Below are 23,231 nucleotides of genomic sequence, written 5' to 3'. Positions count from 1 at the left end.
CGTTTTACTCGATTTGATAGCCCACCGGGACAATCGGCCCCATCACACGCTCTCCGGCACGGGGATCAATCATTCCGTCATTTATTTTGCGAATAAGTGCGTCGATCTTACTGATACCGCCCATCTCCGTAATCCAATATCGGGTTGCCTCATGATGATGACCGGTTCGATAAGCTTGCATTAAGCCAGGAGAAGTCTGAACCACTTCCGCCACGACGGTTCGGCCCACGGTACCGCACTGTTTGCAATAGTCACAACCCTTCCCCTGTAGACAAACCGATTCCGGCTGACAATAAAGATTTAGCCGTTTCAACAAACGCTCGGAGAGTTCTTGCTCATGCCCTTGCAAAGGAATTTTGCAATGAGGGCATAACACCTGAATCAGCGATTGACTGACTAAGCCGATGACCAACCGCGAATCCATTAACAGTGATTCCATTACCGCCTCATCCTGCAAGCGGGGCAAAATCGCTAACGCATCGTTTGCATGTATCGTGGTCCAAATAAGATGGCCGGTCATGGCTGCCCGGAAAGTCATCTTTGCCGTCACTGCATCGCGTATCTCACCGACCATAATTACATCAGGATCGAGTCGCATTGCATCAGCGATTGCCATTGCCCATTCTTGTTCGATAACCACGCTATCACCACGATCACCGGTGATGGGCGATTGATTAGCCCCTTCAATCTCATATTCAGGAGGGTCTTCAAGTGTCAGCAGATGAATGCCAGCTTGCTCGGTTATCATCTTCTGCATCACGACTTTCAAAGTGGTGCTCTTGCCGCTACCCGTCGCGCCGGATAGCAGCACCACACCGGCCCGATGGTCCATCAGCGCTTCCAATATCTGACACTGTTCCGGCAAATAGCCAAGATCGCTTAAGGTGCGCACGGTTCCGGGGCTATCCGCGTACAGCAATCGCAACACCATTAACATGCCACGATCAAGAGGACGTGTATTAATTCGTGCCCCAGAAAGCCCGCACTCGGCAAGAAATTCATCCTTCATTCGCGCACGCTGTGCTTGCATCGGCTTAAAAGTCGGCTCCGCCACATCACACATACTTTGGTAAATCGTCGCACACAGCCGCAATCCTTCCTCTGGGCGCAACTGTCCCACTGGCCGTAAATAACCATCGATACGGCAACGAACCTCACAATAATTATGACGAGCGATGATATGTAAATCCGACGCGCGCTCCTCAGTGGCTTCACCAATTAAGCGAATGATATAACGCTGAACATCGGATTCCGTTCCGCCTAACCCATGACTATGATTATGGCTTTTGTTAAGACGGTACAACTCCAATATGCTCCCCATTCCACAGGTGACAATCTGATAGGTAAGACCGTGTCTTTTAACGGTTTCCTCATAGGCCAGCACATGGGGATCAAGGCGATGGGAAGCAGATACCGCCAGCACACACTGCCCCTTTTGCTGAGGCAACTCAATCAGACAGATCAAACTACGGTTCGCTGACTCGATTTCAAGTGCACCGCTCAGGGCGGATAAAACTTTTGCGCCCTGCCTGACCATACACAGCAGATCGGAGCTTGTTATTTCCATAGGAAACCGCCTACTCAGCAATTAACGACTTAACGGCAACGGTGGCGCTACCATTAAATCAAGACTATCTAACAACGATGCATCATTGGTTGCGGTAAGGCCCACGTCATAGCATCGTCCTTGTTTAGCGAAAGTCACCACCCCGGAATTAATGCGGATCACCTTATAACCATTCGGTAACCAATCACCCGCTTTCACATCCATAATGCCACCCAAACGAAACCGGAGCGTGGCAATCAACACACCGTTACGTCCAAAGATTGACTTGACTAAAGGCAAATCGTTATTAACAACACTGCCTCTATTCACGATTCTGGAAATTTTATCGAGTTCAGCCTGCGCATTTGCCCTTGCAGTTTCGGCTTTAAGTAACATCACATCCGTCTGTAATTTCTCCAATTGCGCAGCAACGCTATTGTTCGCCGTCACCTCTGACAATACCGGTTTCTGTGCAACAGGTTTCGCCTGAATTGCTGAACGCTCAGTGGATGATACTTGTGCATATGCCAACGAAAATACCGACACCATCAACAGACTGATCATAAACTGACTAATTTTTTGCATAGAAAACTCCATTGAGTTCCCACTGAGGGAAACCATCAGCTAACACCACTTTGGCACTAGTGACCCTCAGTCCAGGGAAAGGCTTACCTGAAAACAAAGCATCTGGAGGTAACTGAGAAGAGAGCGTCCAACTATAAGTCTGCCAATCAGGATTGGCCCACACCTGTGTGTCTCCCTCTGCTCTGGGAGGCGGTGGTGGGGGCAAGACGGAAGCACTCTCAGTCAAAACCGGAGGGGGCAAATTTAGCGCCTGAAAATAAGAGATCAATTCAACCAACGCCTGATCGGATGACTGCAATACATCATCATTACCTGCCTGATCCTCACTCTGCTGCTCAATCGGTATCAATACCTGTGCTTGTTCTCCCCCATTGGAGATAACCGGACCAGCTCGGAAAATATTGATGGCAGCGACCTGAAAGATATTGATCGGCATGCCTTCATGACGTTGATAGCTCACGGAAACCGTATCAGTATCCAAGCTAATCGATTCAACCTGCCAACCTGCCAGCGACAAGGGCACTCTGGCTAACACCCTCTTCCATGTAGAGAATTGCCATGCCATTTGCGGTTGTGCAAGCCACGGATGCGGTGGTAGGGCTTCCACTACCTCACGGGGTAAATCAGGTAGTTCCACCACCCTATTCTGCTTATAGGTATGCCACATCCACCAACCGCCCCCCAACAAAAGTGTTAAACCGGCGGTCATGACAAAGACCTTAATTTGATACTTCGACATTTCACCGGTTAAACTTTCTAGCTGACCGACAGACTTTTTCAATATCGATTTCGATAATAGCTGCTCTAATGGCATCTCCGGCCACAGCGATTCAAACTCCTTCGGCGCATAGATGGCATGCCACACCCCATTAGCATCCTCGACTAGCTGTACCGTCTCACGCAACTTCGTCTCGATCTCTTCGCGAGTTCCGATCAAATCACGTCCAGCCATGATTGCACCCTGATGTACTGCCACTAACGCATAACACGCATCAGACAAACGAAACGCACCGATCCAGTTAGATTTATCCACCACTTTAGCCAAGACAGCAGCCAATGAATAATAACCGGGTTCTCCTGCCTCCTTTGGCGCATAACCGACCTGAACACCTCGTCCAACACGATGGCGAACGGCTAGGGTAAACCCCGCTGCAATCCCATTTCTGCGCATGTTAGCCCGCGCCAGTACAGCTACCGGCGGCCGCCAGATGATGCCAGCCACCAGAGTCTTACCACATAACTTGATTTGCATGACATGCTCCACGCCTATCTCGGTCATCTTTTAATCTACCACTATAGGCGTAATCATGACTACGATCACATTATGATTCCTTTTACCCTGACGGCTCCCTCCCAAGAGCTGATTATCCGGGCTACCTAAACCACTGCGATCACTGGTATCCGACTGTTGCTCGAACCCTGATAACACCAGCGTTTCACCAGAATGCAGCCGCACCTTCTGACTGAATGCGCGTAAATCTATCGTCGGCAACTGCACCTGACCGGTCTCTTCCTTGCCAAATTTCTCCAGCTTCTTTAAATCGCTCAAACTAATGTTGTACTGCAACAATATTTGCTTGTCAGCCATAGCATAAGGCAGCATCAACATATTAAAACCCGTCGTCACTGTTGCAGGCTCAATCCCCACCGAAGTACCGACTTGTGGCGTTGAAGTATTGGAAATGGATGCAACATAACCGGTCTGAGTTGCCACCTGCATTGGTACTGCCTGCAAATTCAACGTAGTCACAGAGGGTTGAGTCACTATGGATACTTTACCTTGCGCTGATAACGCCTTAATTAGCAAAGCGCTGTCACTGAATGGCCCTTTGAGGATGTGAATATTGGTACTGATTCCGCCGTCATCACTAACACTATTCCTGCTCTCATTACTCAATCCTATACGAGCACTTTTATAAGCTAGCGACCAATCGACACCATACTGATCAGTGCGATCGAAAGTCAGATTCAGGATCTTGACATTAAGCACCACCTGGGTGGTCAGCAATTTATTCTGTTGATCAATGTAATCCTTAATCCTATCGAGTACTTCGGGTGAATCGGTTACCGCCAACGATGCTGTCGCCATCGATAGAGTTAGCTTACCTTCCCCCGGCGTCAGCATGGCTGATACCGTTTTTTGGATCTCATCCATCACCGAACGTGTCAAAGAAGTTGCAAGGGTTTGAGTACTACCGCTATTACCACTATCCCCCTCACTGACTCCACTGCCGAACGTCGCACTCGTCGTCGCAGTCACGCTGGAAGACAATGCATCCGTACCCGGCAATGCATATATTTGAAACACCCGCGTCTCTGTCTTGAAAATATGCACTGCGCCATTATGTACTTTCCAATGCAAACCGGACGACGAAACAACCGAATCGAGCAACCCCACTAGCGATCCATGCCAATTCACATGAATTTTCAACACTTCCGGCTCCCCCTCTCCAGATACCGGCTGTGTGCCTGAATTGACCACCACAACTCCCTGCTCACTCCCTTTTTCACCCGATATCGAACCGGGATAGACAGCAAGCCGGGCATCGGCGCTGATCACCACCGGTACACCGCAAATACGTTTGATCTTATCCGCGAACTCACCCAAGGTAATCGGCTCAGCTTCCTCAAGGGTCAACCGACAAGAGACGGTTTCACTCTCCTTCTTCGAAGGGATCTCCTTAGTTGACACCCAATAACCATGTTCATGCACATGTACCGACATTGCGGCGGCACTATCACGTAATCCTTGAATAACCTTAGTCGCCTGCGCCATCTCGGTATCTGCCTGCTGATCGACCTTAGCGATTGCCGCACAACCTGACAGTCCAACGGCTACACAGGGCAACAATAACCCTCTGTAAAACGTCAAAAACTGAATAGACATGTTATTACCCCTGAGCCTGAACATGGACAAGCCGCTGTTCCTGATAAATATCGACGTTGAAAGGGCGATTCGCCATTGTGTAGGCGTCGAACAACGCACTCACCGCTTGAATGAACGTGCCACTGAAACGCAGATTAGCCCGAATCGGAAAATCATAGGAAGCATCCCACACCACCTCATAACCGGACCTACTGGCCCACGCTTGTATAACATCACGCAGCGTTTGCCCCGACGTTGCTGTCCACACTGCCGCCAGAGGAACCGATGTTGGCACAGGTGTAGCGTAAACGGCGACATTTGACAGAGAGACAAGCGCCATAAAAACAGATGCGATTATTTTATTCATCGATCTTTCTCCAAAGGAAAATAAGTCGCCAAACAACCCATTAATGGGTCAGTTACCCGAAGAAAGCCCGCTTGCGGAATAGCAACTACAATATTTCCACCAGCGCTCCGTCAGAAACAAATTCCCGAACATCACCCGGTAATCGTCTGGCAAGTTGGCTTTCTATGCGTTTTCCCTTGCCATCGATAAGCCAAGAGCCACGCTTGAAACCTATCTGATCGGGTTCTGCTCCCCATCTCAGCAATTCCGCGAAAGCCCCGTGCAACAACACATTGTCACTAGCACTGATATTTTTGCGGAAAATATAGACATGGGCCCCTGAAATAAATCCCCCCCAAAGACACTGACTGGAAAAGTTGTCACACCAGGCACCGGTGTTTACCCACTCCATATGCAAAGCAGTTAATGCCTGCTGCATATTCCGGCGCCTGATCTTTCCTTGAGAATGATGATTAAGTAATTGCACACCGGCTGAAGCATAACTACGAAACAACGCTGCGACATCTGTCCTGGCACGCACTGACTGCACACGCACTTCATGTAACAACTGACCAAAAATCAGTTGCATGAAAAACACAACGACAACGCTAACAATCGCTAATGGCCACATTTTCGTTCTCCGCAAATTAAAAACGTAAAAATCCACCCACCAGAAAAATCAACATTGGATACAGCCAATCATCCGCTCCCTATACTCTGTTTTCTGTCCTCCGTTTTCCGTACTCTGTACGCAGCGTGTAACATACTGATAATATTATATTTCCTATGCGGCTTGGCGATGAATGTCACGGCACAAGGCGCTGCCTCTCGTAGAGTGACACGAGCATTAGCGCCGGAATTATCCATCAACCCCGCTCCCTGAGAAACCAGCGGAAAGTTATATTGTTGGTCGTTACCATGCACATTCATTTCATACACCGCCAACACACAACGCCGGTGATAACCATGAGAAAGGGATGGTATGGAAGCCGTCACCAACACAGGAGAATCTGAATTGTTCAAAAAGGGCTGGCTGCTTTCCTTACCGCCACGACTGAGATAATCGGTATCTCTCCTCCCCGCCACAGCAGACGACATCCCTGACGCAGGCCCGTCACCACTTCCCATAACCATTTGATTTTCAAACAATCGTTTATTCCCTGCGACATCTTTCCATTGCAAAATCGGGATACCAAAACCCACATGCTGGCAAATCAACAACTCTCCCTGTTTACTCATGGATACGCTCCCTAACGCTGGACATCCCCTACCGGCAAAACTGCCCGTTTTCGTATTTATCACCAGGTTATTACCAACAACCACGTTCTGATCTGCATGAACATCACCGGCAGCCAAAGTGCCTTTCCTAGCGGGATTAGCATTACCATCCAAAATAAATAGCGTGCCATGTGTTGGATTAACAACCATCGCGCCATCATTACCTTGCGCGATATAAGATTGTTTTTGCTGAAAACGGGAAGAGAAAGCGACCTTATTCACCCCATCAACCACACCGCTCCCTTGCATCGACAGCGTATCGACCTGATCAAGGTGATTGCCCCCCATGTTGATGCTGGTTTCCATCTTATTCCACTCTGGATGCCCATCTATTTTTTGCCGATGAAGCAAATCACCGGCCAAGGTACCGGGACCATAAGTTGATGCATCCCGCACAAATGGAGCGTAAAAAATGCGTCCAATTTCAGTAGGTTGTTCATTGAAAAAACCAGCAAAAGATTCGAGGGAATCGACCTGACCGTAACTGTTCCAATAAGTGACTGGATTGTTACTGTCACGATCCCGGTAATCGAGATAGAGGCCGCCAACGCCAATCAATTGCACGATTTTCATTGCATGTTCCGCCACATCCGGCTGTTTTCCGCCTTCTATTGCTGGAACGGTGTAAATCAGCGGATCGATGCGTTTTTTGCCATTAGGCAGCACAACGACACGTAATACGCCATCATATTTCTGACCAAGCGGATTGACTGTATTTTGATCCAATCCGGGGGGCAAATAAGGACGCATCTCCGCCCAATGGATTGGTGCTGACGTGGGTCCTTGACTTAAAGCGGTGTAATTATTATTCACATAATCCACTACGGCATCGCCGAGGTGCTGGATTTGCCCGGCTACCACCTGATTCACCAACATATCACTCTGCCTATTCAGATAAATCACACCAACCACCATCATTGACGCCAGTACCATAAGTGCAATCGTCACTTCCAACAGAGTGAAACCGGCATTACGACGACGTATCATCAATATGGATACAGACTTACCATCATGCATAAACAGCCCTTCTATTATAAAACTGCACCACGGCTAGCTACCGATGACAAAGCGCGACAATCAATCCAGCTACTGCCAGACCTGGCCCGAAAGGTATCTGCGGTGTTTTAATTCTGCGTAACCACCGCATTGCCAGATAACTTACCAGCGTGAGTTCCACCGCCAGCAAAATCACTACTGGCAGCGCTTCCAACCCTAACCAGGCACCGAGCGCCGCCAGAAACTTGGCATCTCCCATGCCTAATGCATCGCGTCGAGTCAATCGCCGGGCGATCCACTCAACCAGCCGGAAAAACAGATATCCCCAAACTGCGCCAATGACAGCCAAAGGCAACGCGACAAAACCGGCGGATGACAAATTAAACAGCAACCCTAGCCATAACAAAGAAAGTGTCAGTTGATCGGGCAGCAGCATATATTCGAAATCGACTACCGCCAGTACGACCAACATCGAGCTGAACACTAAAAACCCCAACAACGAGTAACTCCAACCCAAGTCCAAAGCCAGTAAGGAAAAGAGCACCGCTACCGTGCCTTCAACCAGTGGATAACGTATAGAAATCGCACCCTTACAGTATCGACAGAGTCCTTTCTGGCACAAATAGCTCAACAGGGGAATGTTATCGCGGGCCGCTAACACGTGGCTGCAACGTGGACAATGGGAACCAGGAAAACAGAGATTAAAGCTGACAGACTCATTATTGATTTCAGAGAAAATCATCATCGGCAGGCGACAGATCACCACATTAAGAAAACTTCCGACACACAGCCCTAGCAACCCGGATGCCAGGACCAAACACCCGGTAGAAGATTGCAACCACCCTATCATCATGATGATCTCCCGGCAGATTCAGCACACAACGATTAGATAAGGGAAACAACAACAGAACCAGAGAAACCGGCAACTTCCCTCACCAAGAAAATGCAGCTTGAGAAGCCTTCACCGAGCCTGCCAAGCCACACATCCACATCAAAACATCAATCAAACTCTAACTGGCAGAAACAAGCGTCACGGTATTCGCATCATTGGCATTACACGCCGCTTCAATTTGCGCCAAAGTCGAATCTGGTTTAATTTCCGTGGCTGACTGCTGTCCTTTCCCACCTCCACCACCCACGGTCATTTTCGACCAACCCGCCACTCGCAATTTCAACGAAAGTTGCTGGCAAGCCTCATCAGGCACATTTTGATACTCAATCTTAAAGGTCTGAGCGGTGGTATCTCCCGGAGAAATGATTACCTTGCCATTCCAACTATTAAAAATAATCCCGGACTTACCATCCTGAGTCATATTGGCCGGAACAACCTTATAATGGATGGCAATCTTGTTATCCAAACTGTCATAACCTTTGGCGCCATTTTTAATTGATTTCAAATTTGCGGCCATCTGAGTAATATTCGACGATTCGGTTGAAATTTCCGAAGCCCGAAACAACTTACCAATCCCCGCGGCGGCGGCGGCTAATATCACAATCCCAACAATCATCACAACTAATGCTTCAATCAGCGTAAAACCTAATTGATACCTGGCGCCACGCAATACATTGACTTTCTTATTCATGCTGATAACTCCAAAATCGAAATATAGATGTGTTACAACTCGTACTTAAGAACTGTTATTTGCTAATCACTCATATACTTACAAAAGAAATAAAATATTTGCGTTATGATTTAATTGATAAAAGTATTTATAAAATTTCAATATTTCGTTATGAAATTAATACTATAAGTTATCATTTAGAAAATAAAATTGTTTAAATCGTTCAAAAATCACACAATCGATCGATAAAAACTATCTAATTTATTAATTTAGATCGAAAGTATCGATTAAAACTAATGATACAGCTCATTAAAAAGTCAATGGATTTCATTCTGTCAATTAGCAGCAAATGACAATAAATAAGAATTATTTATATATAAAATTAGATTGTTGTTAAGACTTACTGTTGTACTGAGCCTGTCACAGATCACATTTTCGTAAAAATGGGGCATACAACAGTGCTCAACTCTGAATATTCTTTGTTGAAGAAAAACGCCTTGCATTAACCAAGGTTTTTTAAATGCCGACAGAGAATTTTTGCTCGCTATTTATTGAGAAAGGAATACTATTGAGAAAGGAATAGGGAATTAAATACTCAATTAAATAACTATTTATAATAAAATGGCAGATGACTCATTTTTCTATTCAATAAGTAAAAAGGATGATTATGCCCATTTAAGTGGAGAAGATGAGGTAACAATAGTCACTCTTTCACCACTAGATAAGCTAGAGTTAGCAATATCAAGGCTAATGGCTATTTTAGATAGAGTACCAACGAACCGAAAATTAAGAGATGTGGTTAATAAATACAATATCATTGTCCCTGCCGGATATTTTCCATTTATTAATAATCCAGAATTCTATGATATGAATATTTTTGATATTACACCACGAATATCACCCACTACAACCCAATTATCCCAGAAGGGGATACAAGCTCGTATTGCTGCCGACAATAAAAAAAGCAAATAATCCTATTGTTAGGGAGTAGCATAGGATAGTGTACATACTCACTGACGGAGGATAGAACATTTTTACGTTCTCATTTTTCCAAAAAAAATCTCATAAAGAGTTTTACCTTTCAAGCCACCGCGTGGTCTGTAATAGTTGTAAAACTCCTCCCATTCAGATTAGGACTGGCAGGTCTGATATACACATATTCAAATCCCAAGTCTTCACAATGCCAATGGAATTTGGATTGAAATTTATGACCGTTATCTGTGCGGATCATTTTGATCCTGAAAGGGAATTCTTCAACGACATAATTAATAAAATCAATGGCACATGCTTGGTTATGTTTTTCATAGACTTTCAGTGCCCTAAATACACGTTACATCATCAATGGCTGTGTATTGGAGTCTGCGTACCTTATTTCTATTCTCATCTTTGAAGTTTAGGAATTTAGCATCCACTTGAACGTGATACCCTAGTATTTTCTACTCGATCACGTTTAATCGATTTGACTTGGCGTTTTCTGAGGTTTTGAGAGAGCCAGTTAAGGCCATGACGACATAAAGCACTAAGACTCCTAGCAGGGAGATTTTCAAGTCATGATATCGAACCAAACACCAGACCTATTTTAGCGCCACCAAAAATGGTAATTTTTGCGCAGATATAAAATTTTCTCTTCAATGATAGGAGCAACACGAATAGTAGGATTTTTCGAGCACGGTTTGCTATTAATTAACCCTTTTTTCCTTTGACGGCATAGTCTTTTTTCCAGCGGAAAAAATATCCTGAGATATTCCCCAATAACGACAAGTTTTGCTGACACTATTGCCTTCTTGAGCATGAACCAATATTTTGAACTTTTTTCTAACTTCCTGTTCTTCTTTCTTGTTCATATTAACCTCAACTAACACCTGTTAAACATGCATAAAGCTGTCAATCGAAGCCTAAAAAGTCACACTTTAAGGTGGAAAAAACATTAAAACAATAAACCTTGATACTCTATAGAGGAACTATACCATCACGGCAAATACTTCTGACCGTCATAAAAACCTCTGAGGCAGGTGAACATACTTGATTTCCCCAGGAATAAGCTCTATTTCGTAATGCTTCTAATGATCTCGGATGTGGGTAGTCACGAATCTCCGTAATATAGCAAGCTATTGCTTGAAGTTTTATTTCTAAAGTGGATGTGATATCCACCCATGTATCGGGAATAAACGTTCGGGGATAAGCCCATTCCGTACTACTTGCAGTATCAAAGGCAAAAACCGCTTTTATATACTTCTCAATAGGCCTTACAGCAACCAAAGTGGCTTTAAATAGAAGCTCATGATCATAATTTATATCACCACCATATTGACAATAAATGATTGTCGGGCGTATTTCTCTGATTATTTCCTCCAATGGTCGGATAATTTCAACAAGATTAAATTGATCTAACCGTTGATCAGGAAAATTCAAATAACGAATATCTGTTACTCCCAATTTATTAGCTGCGCTTTGTGCAAAAGAATACATATCAATATTCTGATTAGTGTAACGCAAAGATACTCCTTCACAAAAGATCACACTTGTTACTGAAATACCCATTTTACGATATAGAGCAACTGTTCCTCCGCATCCTAGAATCTCATCATCAGGGTGTGCTGCAATAACAAGTACTCTAGCGTTTTTATTTACTAATTTCACAGAAACAATTCCTTGGGTAGTTTGGATGGTAATATTTAAGAATTAATAAGTTTTCTTTTATTACCGATTAATCAGTTCTAACTCGTCTTGAGAAGAAATTAATATTGTATTAATCCAATTTATATCATGACCTATACAGTATATATATTTATATTCAAATAGATCCTATATGATAAAAACAGCATTAAAAAACTGCATAAAAGCAAGATTTAAATTCCAACTTATACAGATAAGAATATCTCAATAGTATATTTTTCGGATCACAGATGTAGGAAATAGCAAGATTTTACTAGATAAAACTATATCACATTAACAAGTTATTTATAGGAATCCAAATATTTTATTTCTTTATCAAAAACATGTTCCAAAGAAATCATGAGTTCACTAACACTATCTTCAAACTGCAACCCAAATTTAGTCATATTTTTCTGTACTCGATTCCATCCAGTTAAAATTTCGACTCCATTCTCCGACGTTGTTTTGCTCCTGAAATGACGTTCTCTTGCCATAAAAATACCCCGAAAGCAACCATAGAATTTTCTAAATACGTAATGATTCTTCAAAAGAAATTTATCAAAGTTATTTTCCTTCATATATAAAATCTGCTTCCTCGCATGATTAAAAACAATAATATATTCTTTCATATAATCCTTACTCAACAGATAAGGAATTATCATTGCAGTATTTGGTTTGTATCTCGTTCTAGATAAATAAAAACCGTTGATTTTGAAATTATCTCTGTTACGCAAGTCCGAAATAAATGAGAAAATAGTTTCATTATCATAAGGATCCCACATTAACAATTTATTTGGCTCAACTCGTTTAGAAACAACATATTTTGTATGATCTGCTTTCTGATGATAGTCCAATTCATTTGGAAAAAAATATGAATTAGATTCTAAAATGAAAAGTTCATTTAATGGAATTTCATTTAACTCTTGTAGATAATATACATTTGTTTCTATATGAAAAAATTCTCGTAAAAACATGAAAAATATATGTGGTTCAGCACTTCCAGAAAAAATTCCTGTTGGCGAATGATAAGAAATATCCAAGTTAAACGTATGAAGCTCATTAGTACATATATTATGATATTCCATCCAATAAACAAGTGCATTAAAGAAACAATCGTATGGGCCTAAATGTTCAAAATAATTACCTATAAAATCAATATGTTTACTCATCTATTCACCTTGAATATTCATTTAATTCTGCTAAATTAACATACACTTGATCATATAATCTCCCCATTATATGGCGATCAAACGTTACTCCGCGCTTTTTGGCATTCTCTCCCATTTTCATACGCAGAATCTCATCTTGAATAAGAAGCTGACAAAAATCTCTTGCTTGTTGATATCCAGTACACAAAAAACCGGTTTTTCCATGAATAATCTGTTCTGGATTCCCCCCTTTTTTTTCTGCAATAACTGGAATACCCGCAACCATCGCTTCAGAAATTACATTAGCAAATCCTTCCAAGCTATCATCAGGTGTAAGATAAAGGAATATATCACATATAGAAAGCATTTCTCTTATTTTACTTCCAGGCCAAATTTCAATCATATTTTGCGCTTGATATATAGTTATTTCTTCATTTAATTTATCGATAAGAATAGGATCTCCATCACCAACTATAATAAATTTTGCGTCTAGTTTGAAATCGACCAAATTAGCTATATAGTTTTTTGGTATCTTATTTTCATAAATAGTACTATGTCTCCCAATAATAACTCTCTCCATTTTTTCTCTATTTAAAATAAATTGTTGTATATCAATATAACTTTTAATCACAATTCTTTTATTAATTCCAATATGCTCTTGAAAGCTATCAATAAAATCGCTTCCTGAAACATAAACATCTGCTTGAATATCTTCAACTGGAGCAGGATCTTGCATTGTTACTATGACACTACAATTATGAGGCATTCGGCTCTTAGGTATCATTTTAAATCCAGGCCACCAATGATAGTGAATAATATCAGGTACCTCCTCCATGATTATTTTTATAATATTTTTTTGTGCATAATCTATGAATATAATCTGTAACTCCTTAAGCTCAGATTCATATTGATTTAAAGTACTCACCACTATATGTTCAAAACATAACGATGTGGAGATCATGATATTAATTAGAGCCCGTTGAGCCCCTCCAACCTTCATATGTTGTATTAAATGTAGTACTTTTAGTTTCTTAGATAAGAAATTTTTTCCTTCTTCCATTATAATTCACCTTTTTATCTAATCATCTTATAATAAGTTCTCTTAGACTCTTCCACTTCTGTCCGAAAACCATTTTCTAAAGATAAACAAAATCCTTCCAAACTAATTTCTCCAAACGTAAATTCCTTATAGATGACAGGAGCGATTGTTGGATGCTTTTGTATAAAATATTCAAAATTTTTATTAATATCTCTTACCCTGTCATTTCCAACTGTATGCTCTAGGTGATAAACTATTGCGTCAGATCTGTATTTGTAACGATTACCATGTAAAGCTAAACGATATCCTAACTCAATATCTTCTATCCCCCATCCTATGAAGCCTTCATCAAATCCACCTACTTCTATCAGATCATTTTTCCGTGCTGAAACATTACGTGCTACAAAGCAAATCCATCTAGCCTGATCATTCTTTTGATATTCGCTATCAAATAATCGTAACGTTTGTTTTCCATAGAAATCTCTGCGAATTTGTTTCAATAATCCTTCCATATCTCCATGTAATGCCCTAACAAGCGAACTCTTTACAGAATCTCTCATAAGATTAGAGCAATACACGTTATAACGGTCGCCTACAACAACTAAACTCTCTTCTTTACGATGTTCAGAAATATGAGCTCTAACAAATGTAGAATTTACTATTACATCATCATCTGTAAGAATAATAACTTCACCTTTTGCAGCATGGATACCAATATTTCTCGCAACAGCAATTCCTTGATGTACCGTTTTTATATATTGAATTGCCAGATGATTTGCAAATTTATCTGTTATTACGCATAAGTCAATATCAGAACCATCATCAATAATAACTACCTCAAATGGAGCTTCCGTTGCCTCTTGATTTACAAGGGATTGTAACGTAATATCGAGACGTTCTGGCTTATTCCTCGTAATGATAAGAACACTTGCATATACCTGATACATTATACATCCCTCCTTTTTCAACCTTCTCTCAACTACCAGTGCTGGAATATGATTTTAATCCCAATTGCCAAATTATTCTTGATAGAGTTAAGAAAAAAATCGAAATGAAAACCGACATTATCCCTAATTCCCATCCAATATTTCCAATTAACGCCATAGCAGCAGGATTAGCAATTAATGCCAGAGGAACCATCATCTTAAAAATAAAACCGAATCCTCCATTAAAGATATCAATAGGAAAACGCGCAATAATAATATTATTTAAAAACAAAGAATCTCTGTGTTCATTGCTAGGCCACCAAAACGAAGTAACAGTCCAAATAAACCAAATACTGTAGTACGTTATCATTCCAGTCAACAACAGAAAAATATACAGAAGTAAATTGATAAAATGAAAGCTCAATGAAGCAGAATAATATCCATACATAACAATAAATACACCGCTGATTGTATTTGTTAATTGTGGGAAGTCAATTCTCTTAAAAGATGCATAAAATTGGGAATCGATTGGTTTGGTCAAATAAGTATCAAGCCTTCCTTCCATAATATCATCTTGAAGCTCCCCCATATTGTTTATCAATAATCCCATCATCACAGAATCAATAATGACGTAAGTACCCAGTAATATAATTATATCTTCCCATGCCCAGCCTGCAATACTATCAACATGTCCATAAATGGCTTTAAAAAGAATAATAGGAACCGAAATCCATAATAATGACGAAAAAACTGCCGCGATAAAATTAGGACGAAATTCCATATCTTGTTGCAGACTTAACATAAGAATCTTTTTCATAAGCTTTAGATATCGAAACATGTTACCCTCCTACCTCTACATACTTTTTCAATCCTTGTCTCCAAACTATCCTCCCCAAAAAGAGAAATATAAGACACCAAATAGCCTGTGTAATTAATCCAGATATCACATTGATTTCATCTATATCAGTAAGTAATACTCTTAATGGGAAGTATGCAAGATATGGGAAAGGAGTTTTATCAATGATTTCAACAAAGTGTGAGGGAAGAATATCTATTGGAAAAAATATTCCAGCCAGACTCATAATAACTACTTCCTTCACAAATAAAATCATATCCGCTTTTTGGGTCCAAAAGACATAGCAACCTATCGTCCAAGATACTAAGAACCACAAGATACAAGACAAGATAATAGATAAGAAACCCGAAAATAGATTATAAATAGATACTTTGAAATCAAAATAACTTCCAAATATAACCATCAATAATACGAGCGGAATAACACCTAAAATAATGTTGACCAATCGATCTCCAATCATTTCCCAAAAATAGTAGATTTGCACATCTATAGGCTTTAGTAATAGCGTACTAAGGTTTCCTTCGTGAACTTGCTCATGCAGCTTCCAATCAATTGCATACCATACAAAATAGTTAATAAGCCTGGCACCGATAAAATACATAACCAACTCAGAAAATGTATATCCTTCCAACGTATCACCATTTGCATAAATGGCTTTCCACAAAAAAATCATTGCGATCGCTGGAATTAATGCTTCAATAATCATATAAAATACACTAAAACGATATTCAATACCCTTTTGCCAAGTGATATAAAAAACATGTAAATATTTTTTTATTGACAACTTATTATCCATATAGACCTCCATCTCAGTTCTTGAGGTTTTTTTATTTTTATTATTCTTTCGAATACACCTTAGAAATGATATCCTCCATTGATAACTCTTCCACATTTAGATCTTCGACTAAGAACTTTTCTAGAATATTTGCTACTGTTTGCGGTATTCTTTCACGGTCAATTCTCAATGTAACGTCCAAATCCTCCTGATGCGTAATTTCACCAAATAGTTCAAGCTCTCCATTAGTAACCGCACTCTTTAACTTCATCTTTATATATTTATAGCGACTAAATACATTAATGATATCAATAGTTTTCCCATCATAGATAATAACTCCCTGATGAAGAATGATCAATCGATCACACAATTCTTTTATATCTTCAAGATAGTGACTCGTTAACAAGATCGTTGCTTGATAGGACTTATTATACTCCCGCAAAAAAGATCTAATATTTTTTTGCGCAAAAATATCCAAACCAATCGTTGGCTCGTCCATAAACAAGATTTCCGGATTATGCAATGTTGCACCAATTAATTCCATTTTCATTCTTTCTCCTAATGATAGTTTTCTCGTTTGCACTTTCAACAAATCTGTAACATCCAACAATTCTGAAAGTTTATTTACTCTGTTATTAAAATCATTTGTGGAAATATTATAGATATCTTTAAGCAGGCCAAAATAGTCCATAGGTGGCAAATCCCATATCAATTGAATTTTATTCCCCATCACCATAGAGATTCTATTCCGGTATTTCAAAGAACGCTCCCAAGGTATTTCTCCCCAAACTGTAGCCGTTCCACTCGTTGGTGTAAGTAATCCACTCAACATTTTAAGTGTTGTTGTTTTTCCAGCACCATTGAGACCAATTAACCCTACGAATTCGCCATTATTAATTTTTAAAGAAATATTATTAACAGCATTATTATATTCATATTTCCTATTAATTAATGATTTAATTGAACCCATAAAACCGGGTTCTTTTTTATGATACTGATACATTTTAGTTAAATTTTTTACATCTATTATTTGCATGACTTTTATAATGAATGCCTTCCGTTTACAAAGCTTCAGTTAATGTTGACATTGACGGGTAGATTACAACTTTATCATCTATGGTACGACCTTTCACGAACCTTGATGAAATCCGCTGACTCACACCTTTATTTGTCTGACGAATTTTAAGCCGATCAGAAGCAAACCCCGTTCTTACCTATGTTTAACATCATTTACTGCTGCTCATGAAACTTTTCTACATTCACCCTTTATTAAGCGTTAATGTTTACCTGATATCAGATTAAAAGAGTCTGACACTGGCGTAATCTTTCTGGTACATCTAGAGTTATGGGCAGGATCCTCCATATTATCCACCCCAACTTATTAACCATCCTCACTACACTAATAGTAACACTGATTGATTCACATTCTCTAAATTCCGTCATTCATTCGCTAACACACAATAGCTTTACTCCTCTCCAATTAATTATTGAATATAATACCCCAACAAGCCCCAATATTGTAAGCTATCGCAGATTATATCGATAAAACAAGAGTCCTCTGTTAGCAAAACGGGCTAAATAGCTATTCAAAATAATAAATCACATGAAAGGAACTCAGTCTGAATTGAGCGATCTGATTAATTACCAAATCAAAACAAATCTCTAACCGGAAATGATGCAGAAAACGACTCACAAAACATGGGATAAACATCATGATGATGTCCTGTACCAACGCAGTACAGAATATCTGGTTTTTTATAAAGATGAAGTAGACATTGCTCTTCCCCCAAATCGGTGCTAACTAACAGTTGAATGGACAACAGAAATACATCACCCTAAGCAGATTTAGAATTGATTTATCAGCCAGTATATTCGCCTGTGAGGTAACCGCGCTGGGCGACTGTAACAGATACTACGTAAGACAATTACCCTGAATCATCGGTGTCGCACCGTGTAGCATATTCCAATGTACCACCTTGGAGCAAGATGCTTTTTGAATCCGAGCCATAATTCATAAGTAAATCGAATATCGATAGATTAGGAATAAAACCTTTATTTTCATAACATTGTGTATAAATAGGACAATTCCATTCTATTGGCCTTATACTTATATCGTTCTTTTTAAAAAGTTGACGATCTAAATAATTTTCATATCCATATTTACCAGCAATATACTCTGTTGCTCCTATGATCTTACAAATATCAATTAACAAATCGTTTTTCATGCTACATAATCCCAGCTCTGAAGACTTTATGACCATTACATCTGACTTCAAAAAATTAATAACCCATTTTAGCATAAAATAATTTATTTCAGATACGTGTATCCACTCTCTTCGGTATACTTCCTCTAAAAATGGGAATATATCATCAAAATACATTGCTGAATTATAGTTATAATAAAACCCCTTTAGATGTTTGTCTCTCCACCCATCTCCATAAATAGATATTTCTTTAATTACCTTACTACTTTTTTTCTTTATAGGAATCGTCAGAATAAAAGATCCATTAGCATTCTTTAATTTATTTCTATTTACCCAATCATTCTTGGAGTAATTGATATGGTCTAAAAAAACAAATACCTCACTAGTTATAATCTTATAAATCAATGGCAACCAAGGGAGATAATGTGGCTGATGTATTGATATACGCATTTTTCTAATTTTTATTATATTTTCTTTCAATATAAACAACTAGACCATGAAAAGAGTTAATCAAATTAACACTTAACTCCTCATCTGGAATCTGGATATGAAATTCTTGCTCTATTCTAACCAATAATTCCAATGCTGCAATAGAATCAATATTAAATTGCTCCATTACATTATCTATTTTTATCTCAGGAACACTTTCTAGTTCAAGAATTTCTTTAAGCATTTGAGCAAGTTTCAATTTAATATAATCTTTTGTTATCATAATAATCACCTATATTCATTTAATTTTTCTTAAAATTTTTCCCATTGAAGAAGTTGGTAATGAACTTCTTACTTCTATATTTTGGGGTATCTTATGTACTGATAATTTTTCACGACATAAAGCAAATAATTCTTTTTTATCAACCTCTTGCTTAACCGTTACAAGTGCAATAGGGGCCTGACCTCTCTTTACATCCGATATACCATATACGATCACTTCATTCACACTAGGATGTTCTTTCAGTACAAACTCAATTTCAAATGGATTGACTTTTTTTCCTCCAACATTGATTGTTAAATCCTTTCTTCCTACAATATGGAACCCTTCTTCATTTGTAACTGCCAAATCTCCAGTCGGAAACCATTGATCAAAATGGTTTTCTTTAACTTTCCCATCATCTATTATACAAACACATAGAGCACTTGTTTTAACTAGGAGCTCATAAGCAAATTGTCCTCGAAAATCATATGATTCACTATAGTCTAGTTTCATTTCTACTCCTGTAATAAGACGATAGGGATACGTAAATAAATTCCTATCATTGTATTTATTATTCTCAATCATGAGAGCACCTGTTTCAGACATACCATAGACATTGCTTATTTGAATATCAAGCAATTCAATTTTACTTTTCTCCTCTAATGACATGACTGAACCACCTGACAACGCAATTCTAATATTGCCAAATTTTTGATTACTATACTCACATAGCAATCGATAGTGGATAGGCAACCCAATAAAAATCGTATTGCTTTTCAACAAACTCTCTAACTTTGAGACTAATATAATTGGATCTGTATAAGTTATTTCACAACCATTCAGCAACGGTATCATCATTCCAAACATGAAACCATACGAATGACATAATTGGGCAGAACAAACAATACGGTCACATTCTTTGATTTCTAATGTAGAAACTATTTGTTCTGCTTCCACCAATATCTGCTCTTCAGTTCTCACAATTCCCTTTGGGCTACCAGCTGAACCCGAAGAAAAAAATATCATACTTCCTTTTATATCGTGTTTATAACCCATTTGAAATATCGTAGATTCACGAAAGTCAGTTAAATACATGCCAAAACGACCCTCATAATCAGCTAAAGAAAAAATATCATCCGTTTTAAAAAACTCATTTTCATCAAAAATAATATATTCTGGTGAAAATAAACCTATCTTCTGACATTCTTGAGCAGTCATTTTTGGATGAAAAAACATCATTTTTGCCTTTATCTTTGATAATGCAAGCACACTAATTACGTTCAATATGCTATTTACTAGAACAATGCCCACAGATGTATCACGAACAATTCCATGATGATTTAAGTATCTCGCCAATTTATTTACGTATTCGTTTAATTGACCATATGTCATAGACTCTTTTTTGCTATTAATAGCAGTTCTATTAGATCTAACATTAGCAACTTTCAAAAAATATTCATACATCTTACTTTTTTCACTCATCAATAAACCTCTTGATATGTTCAAAAAGATCATCAGGATCATTAATAATGATCGTTTTTATTTTTTCCCGTGATGGTAACAGCCCTCGATTCCAACTAACTAAAACAGATGAAACATTTAGCTTATTAGAAATCTCTATGTCAGTTGATGTGTCACCTATATACAAACTTCTTTCATTACTCCCTTTCAACTCTTCAATGGTTTTTATCAGGCCTTCTTCAAATGGTTTAGGGCGAACCACATCGTCAGTAGTTATAACACTTCGAAAATAACGAGTAAGATTTGTCTTTTCCAACAAGGCCATAGCGGTTTCTCTCTTCCTGCCTGTAAATAACCCAACCGGACTGCCGCTATAGTTTAAAAATTCTAATATTCTGTCTATTCCCTCAAATCGTTCTACTCTATATAAGTCAAGATTAGCGATAAACTTTGCAGTATAGAATTTTAACCCCTTATCATTGTCCATCTTCCCCAATAAAGCAGTTAATGTCTCCCTTTCGGTCACTTTATTTGCACGAATGATATCCAATTTCCTATATTGTATTCCTGTTACTTCTAGTGCAGTCTCATAACACGTCTTCAAATGAATATTCCACGTATTCACTAACGTTCCGTCCAAATCAAATACAATACACGGCTTGTCATTCCTATTATCCATTAAATACACCTTATAACTTGTATAATCTTACCGACCATTAATAGATACACTGTTAAGTGATCTATGCCTGATATCATCCCCACCTAATTACATTGGTCTTTCACAAGCTATTGATAACAGATAACCAAAAATAGAATATTTACAACTGCAATTATATGACACTCGATATAAATCAAATATTGTATTTATCGTCTATTCCCAACTGACAAACATTTTTCCCTGCATCAGCTTCGCTTTTAACGTATGATAAAATTTCCATTACTGCATTATTATAACAAACAACCCCTAGCACTCATTCAGTAAACCGTACCGTAAACTTTCAGCGTTTCCTATAGAACTATATCTTCAGTTGTTGGGTAAAATCATATATTTTTATCTTCAGCCGTAATTTCAGACTCACGAATAGTCGCTGATTTCAGATACACAGCACAAGCAGATTCAATCAGCGGTAAGGTAAGTCCAGCCCCTGATGCTTGTCCTAACCTCATTCCTAAACTTAACAAAGGTGATTTATTTAACTCTTGTACTACATATTTATGGCCTGGTTCTGCAGATAAATGCGATATAATCATATATTCTGATACAATTTGTGACATTCTGTAGGCAAGGAGCCCAGCTACACTGCTAATAAATCCATCAACAACAACAGGTATCTTATTAATCGCAGCACCCAATATCACACCAACTACACCAACTATTTCAAATCCTCCCAATTTAGTAAGGATATCAATTGGATCGTCAGGATTTGCCATATTAATGAGCAGACTCTTTTTTACAATATTTATTTTGCGATCTTGAACATCCAAGGCGATTCCTGTTCCCTGTCCTACAGTTTCCTCAGGAGACACCCTACACAACAAACTTGTAATTGCACTGGCTGATGTCGTATTCCCTATACCAATCTCCCCTACTGCAATAATGTCACTGTGAATAAGCAACTCTGAGGAAACAAGCTGGATTCCCCTCAAAATCCCCTCAACTACTTGTTCCCTATACATAGCAGGTCCTTTAGATATGTTATTCGTGACATATCCCAACTTCATATTAAGAACAGTCGGACATGATTTAACAATCTCAGTAACACCCATGTCTACAGGTACTAAGAATGCGCCTACAGTATTAGCAATCGCATTAATAGGAGCCTTTCCCTCACCGATTTTCTGCAATAACTTTCCTGTGACACTTGATTTAAAAACGGAGATGGACTCTTTAGCAACCCCATGATCACCAGCCATAACAACAATAGATTTTCTAAAGTTATATGGATTTATTTCTTCCTTAATTGATAAAACCTGTTTAGCAATTGTGTCGAGAATCCCCAGACTGCCAGATATCTTTAAAGACTTTGCTTCTTTTAACATAATTCTTCTTTTAGCCATATGATCAACAGGTTTTATCTGTTTCAGATAATCTTTAACTATCTTTTCTTTTATCATTCAATCATACCTAGCAATTTTTTGTATATTTCGTTTAGACAATAACTTGTTACATCAGGGCAAGATCGTGAATATTTTGTTAAAAAAATCAGATTTGACCGACGGTAATAGTTATGATCTCATACTCTCTTTTTGAGAGCAAAAACCATGTGCTTTGATATTTTTACTGAACATTTCTCAGA

22 protein-coding genes and 1 pseudogene are annotated in these 23,231 nt (G+C 39.2%); 1 reads left to right on the top strand and 22 read right to left on the bottom strand.

The features are described from left to right. Positions 1-4 precede the first annotated feature (4 nt). The 9 genes from AAC155_RS15555 to AAC155_RS15515 all read right to left on the bottom strand — a co-directional run bounded on the left by AAC155_RS15555 (position 5) and on the right by AAC155_RS15515 (position 9,200). A complete protein-coding gene (locus tag AAC155_RS15555) occupies positions 5-1,567 on the bottom strand; it encodes a GspE/PulE family protein (RefSeq protein WP_113043221.1) in 1,563 nt (520 codons plus the stop codon). 21 nt (positions 1,568-1,588) lie between these two features. Then, positions 1,589-2,131 carry a type IV pilus biogenesis protein PilP gene (gene pilP / locus AAC155_RS15550; RefSeq protein ID WP_113043220.1) on the bottom strand — a complete coding sequence of 181 codons (543 nt, stop codon included), beginning with the start codon at positions 2,129-2,131 and terminating at the stop codon, positions 1,589-1,591. Further along, positions 2,118-3,410 carry a type 4b pilus protein PilO2 gene (gene pilO2 / locus AAC155_RS15545; RefSeq protein WP_113043219.1) on the bottom strand — a complete coding sequence of 431 codons (1,293 nt, stop codon included), beginning with the start codon at positions 3,408-3,410 and terminating at the stop codon, positions 2,118-2,120. Before pilO2 ends, pilP begins: the two co-directional genes overlap by 14 nt. Before the next feature lie 3 nt (positions 3,411-3,413). After that, entirely contained in the window at positions 3,414-5,018 is a 1,605-nt protein-coding gene (gene pilN, locus AAC155_RS15540) for a PilN family type IVB pilus formation outer membrane protein (protein ID WP_113043218.1), read from the bottom strand. A 4-nt stretch (positions 5,019-5,022) separates the two neighbouring features. Then, positions 5,023-5,364: a toxin co-regulated pilus biosynthesis Q family protein gene (locus tag AAC155_RS15535; RefSeq protein WP_113043217.1), complete on the bottom strand. Its 342-nt coding sequence runs from the start codon at positions 5,362-5,364 to the stop codon at positions 5,023-5,025. Positions 5,365-5,449: 85 nt separating this feature from the next. After that, positions 5,450-5,974 (bottom strand): hypothetical protein, encoded by a 525-nt coding sequence (locus tag AAC155_RS15530; RefSeq protein WP_113043216.1) that lies wholly within the window; start codon positions 5,972-5,974, stop codon positions 5,450-5,452. A 68-nt stretch (positions 5,975-6,042) separates the two neighbouring features. Then, positions 6,043-7,638: a shufflon system plasmid conjugative transfer pilus tip adhesin PilV gene (gene pilV, locus AAC155_RS15525; RefSeq protein ID WP_113043215.1), complete on the bottom strand. Its 1,596-nt coding sequence runs from the start codon at positions 7,636-7,638 to the stop codon at positions 6,043-6,045. A 37-nt stretch (positions 7,639-7,675) separates the two neighbouring features. Continuing rightward, positions 7,676-8,470: a prepilin peptidase gene (locus tag AAC155_RS15520; RefSeq protein WP_113043214.1), complete on the bottom strand. Its 795-nt coding sequence runs from the start codon at positions 8,468-8,470 to the stop codon at positions 7,676-7,678. 157 nt (positions 8,471-8,627) lie between these two features. Continuing rightward, positions 8,628-9,200 (bottom strand): type 4 pilus major pilin, encoded by a 573-nt coding sequence (locus AAC155_RS15515; protein WP_113043213.1) that lies wholly within the window; start codon positions 9,198-9,200, stop codon positions 8,628-8,630. 600 nt (positions 9,201-9,800) lie between these two features. On the opposite strand from AAC155_RS15515, the gene AAC155_RS15510 reads away from it, so the two are divergent. Continuing rightward, the gene (locus AAC155_RS15510) at positions 9,801-10,151 is read left to right on the top strand and encodes a hypothetical protein (RefSeq protein WP_113043212.1); all 351 of its coding nucleotides are present in this window, start codon (positions 9,801-9,803) and stop codon (positions 10,149-10,151) included. Between the two features lie 62 nt (positions 10,152-10,213). On the opposite strand, the pseudogene AAC155_RS15505 reads toward AAC155_RS15510, so the two are convergent. From AAC155_RS15505 to cobT, 13 genes and pseudogenes are all read right to left on the bottom strand, one after another. Then, a pseudogene (locus AAC155_RS15505) lies at positions 10,214-11,023 on the bottom strand (helix-turn-helix domain-containing protein). A gap of 106 nt (positions 11,024-11,129) precedes the next feature. Continuing rightward, entirely contained in the window at positions 11,130-11,819 is a 690-nt protein-coding gene (locus tag AAC155_RS15500) for a PIG-L deacetylase family protein (RefSeq protein ID WP_113043211.1), read from the bottom strand. A gap of 317 nt (positions 11,820-12,136) precedes the next feature. Next, positions 12,137-13,003, bottom strand: a complete 867-nt coding sequence (locus tag AAC155_RS15495; RefSeq protein WP_113043210.1) for a hypothetical protein — start codon at positions 13,001-13,003, stop codon at positions 12,137-12,139. Positions 13,004-13,007: 4 nt separating this feature from the next. Continuing rightward, complete coding sequence (locus tag AAC155_RS15490) at positions 13,008-14,042, bottom strand: glycosyltransferase family 4 protein (protein ID WP_113043209.1); 1,035 nt, start codon at positions 14,040-14,042, stop codon at positions 13,008-13,010. 14 nt (positions 14,043-14,056) lie between these two features. Beyond that, positions 14,057-14,968, bottom strand: a complete 912-nt coding sequence (locus AAC155_RS15485) for a glycosyltransferase (protein ID WP_113043208.1) — start codon at positions 14,966-14,968, stop codon at positions 14,057-14,059. A 28-nt stretch (positions 14,969-14,996) separates the two neighbouring features. After that, complete coding sequence (locus AAC155_RS15480; RefSeq protein ID WP_113043207.1) at positions 14,997-15,785, bottom strand: ABC transporter permease; 789 nt, start codon at positions 15,783-15,785, stop codon at positions 14,997-14,999. A 1-nt stretch (position 15,786) separates the two neighbouring features. Beyond that, a complete protein-coding gene (locus AAC155_RS15475) occupies positions 15,787-16,599 on the bottom strand; it encodes an ABC transporter permease (RefSeq protein WP_229015774.1) in 813 nt (270 codons plus the stop codon). Positions 16,600-16,639: 40 nt separating this feature from the next. Continuing rightward, the gene (locus AAC155_RS15470) at positions 16,640-17,614 is read right to left on the bottom strand and encodes an ABC transporter ATP-binding protein (RefSeq protein WP_113043205.1); all 975 of its coding nucleotides are present in this window, start codon (positions 17,612-17,614) and stop codon (positions 16,640-16,642) included. Between the two features lie 889 nt (positions 17,615-18,503). After that, positions 18,504-19,262 (bottom strand): WbqC family protein, encoded by a 759-nt coding sequence (locus AAC155_RS15465; RefSeq protein ID WP_146748109.1) that lies wholly within the window; start codon positions 19,260-19,262, stop codon positions 18,504-18,506. After that, on the bottom strand, positions 19,237-19,494 hold the full coding sequence (locus tag AAC155_RS15460; protein ID WP_113043203.1) for an acyl carrier protein: 258 nt from the start codon (positions 19,492-19,494) through the stop codon (positions 19,237-19,239). The genes AAC155_RS15465 and AAC155_RS15460 overlap by 26 nt, the downstream gene beginning before the upstream one ends. A gap of 15 nt (positions 19,495-19,509) precedes the next feature. Next, positions 19,510-20,955, bottom strand: a complete 1,446-nt coding sequence (locus tag AAC155_RS15455) for a class I adenylate-forming enzyme family protein (protein ID WP_158536581.1) — start codon at positions 20,953-20,955, stop codon at positions 19,510-19,512. After that, the gene (locus AAC155_RS15450) at positions 20,948-21,613 is read right to left on the bottom strand and encodes an HAD family hydrolase (RefSeq protein WP_113043201.1); all 666 of its coding nucleotides are present in this window, start codon (positions 21,611-21,613) and stop codon (positions 20,948-20,950) included. The genes AAC155_RS15455 and AAC155_RS15450 overlap by 8 nt, the downstream gene beginning before the upstream one ends. A gap of 362 nt (positions 21,614-21,975) precedes the next feature. Further along, the gene (cobT, locus tag AAC155_RS15445; protein WP_113043200.1) at positions 21,976-23,049 is read right to left on the bottom strand and encodes a nicotinate-nucleotide--dimethylbenzimidazole phosphoribosyltransferase; all 1,074 of its coding nucleotides are present in this window, start codon (positions 23,047-23,049) and stop codon (positions 21,976-21,978) included. Between the last annotated feature and the right edge of the window lie 182 nt (positions 23,050-23,231).

Source organism: Photorhabdus sp. HUG-39 (assembly GCF_963878365.1).
In the GTDB taxonomy this organism is placed as follows: domain Bacteria; phylum Pseudomonadota; class Gammaproteobacteria; order Enterobacterales; family Enterobacteriaceae; genus Photorhabdus; species Photorhabdus kayaii.
This window is presented reverse-complemented; position numbering and strand designations above follow the sequence as displayed.

Coding starts and splice junctions, on each gene's coding strand:
- AAC155_RS15555 (WP_113043221.1), bottom strand. CDS start 1,567: ATGGAAATAACAAGCTCCGATCTGCTGTGTATGGTCAGGCAGGGCGCA.
- pilP (WP_113043220.1), bottom strand. CDS start 2,131: ATGCAAAAAATTAGTCAGTTTATGATCAGTCTGTTGATGGTGTCGGTA.
- pilO2 (WP_113043219.1), bottom strand. CDS start 3,410: ATGACCGAGATAGGCGTGGAGCATGTCATGCAAATCAAGTTATGTGGT.
- pilN (WP_113043218.1), bottom strand. CDS start 5,018: ATGTCTATTCAGTTTTTGACGTTTTACAGAGGGTTATTGTTGCCCTGT.
- AAC155_RS15535 (WP_113043217.1), bottom strand. CDS start 5,364: ATGAATAAAATAATCGCATCTGTTTTTATGGCGCTTGTCTCTCTGTCA.
- AAC155_RS15530 (WP_113043216.1), bottom strand. CDS start 5,974: ATGTGGCCATTAGCGATTGTTAGCGTTGTCGTTGTGTTTTTCATGCAA.
- pilV (WP_113043215.1), bottom strand. CDS start 7,638: ATGCATGATGGTAAGTCTGTATCCATATTGATGATACGTCGTCGTAAT.
- AAC155_RS15520 (WP_113043214.1), bottom strand. CDS start 8,470: ATGATGATAGGGTGGTTGCAATCTTCTACCGGGTGTTTGGTCCTGGCA.
- AAC155_RS15515 (WP_113043213.1), bottom strand. CDS start 9,200: ATGAATAAGAAAGTCAATGTATTGCGTGGCGCCAGGTATCAATTAGGT.
- AAC155_RS15510 (WP_113043212.1), top strand. CDS start 9,801: ATGGCAGATGACTCATTTTTCTATTCAATAAGTAAAAAGGATGATTAT.
- AAC155_RS15495 (WP_113043210.1), bottom strand. CDS start 13,003: ATGAGTAAACATATTGATTTTATAGGTAATTATTTTGAACATTTAGGC.
- AAC155_RS15490 (WP_113043209.1), bottom strand. CDS start 14,042: ATGGAAGAAGGAAAAAATTTCTTATCTAAGAAACTAAAAGTACTACAT.
- AAC155_RS15485 (WP_113043208.1), bottom strand. CDS start 14,968: ATGTATCAGGTATATGCAAGTGTTCTTATCATTACGAGGAATAAGCCA.
- AAC155_RS15480 (WP_113043207.1), bottom strand. CDS start 15,785: ATGTTTCGATATCTAAAGCTTATGAAAAAGATTCTTATGTTAAGTCTG.
- AAC155_RS15475 (WP_229015774.1), bottom strand. CDS start 16,599: ATGGATAATAAGTTGTCAATAAAAAAATATTTACATGTTTTTTATATC.
- AAC155_RS15470 (WP_113043205.1), bottom strand. CDS start 17,614: ATGCAAATAATAGATGTAAAAAATTTAACTAAAATGTATCAGTATCAT.
- AAC155_RS15460 (WP_113043203.1), bottom strand. CDS start 19,494: ATGATAACAAAAGATTATATTAAATTGAAACTTGCTCAAATGCTTAAA.
- AAC155_RS15455 (WP_158536581.1), bottom strand. CDS start 20,955: ATGAGTGAAAAAAGTAAGATGTATGAATATTTTTTGAAAGTTGCTAAT.
- AAC155_RS15450 (WP_113043201.1), bottom strand. CDS start 21,613: ATGGATAATAGGAATGACAAGCCGTGTATTGTATTTGATTTGGACGGA.
- cobT (WP_113043200.1), bottom strand. CDS start 23,049: ATGATAAAAGAAAAGATAGTTAAAGATTATCTGAAACAGATAAAACCT.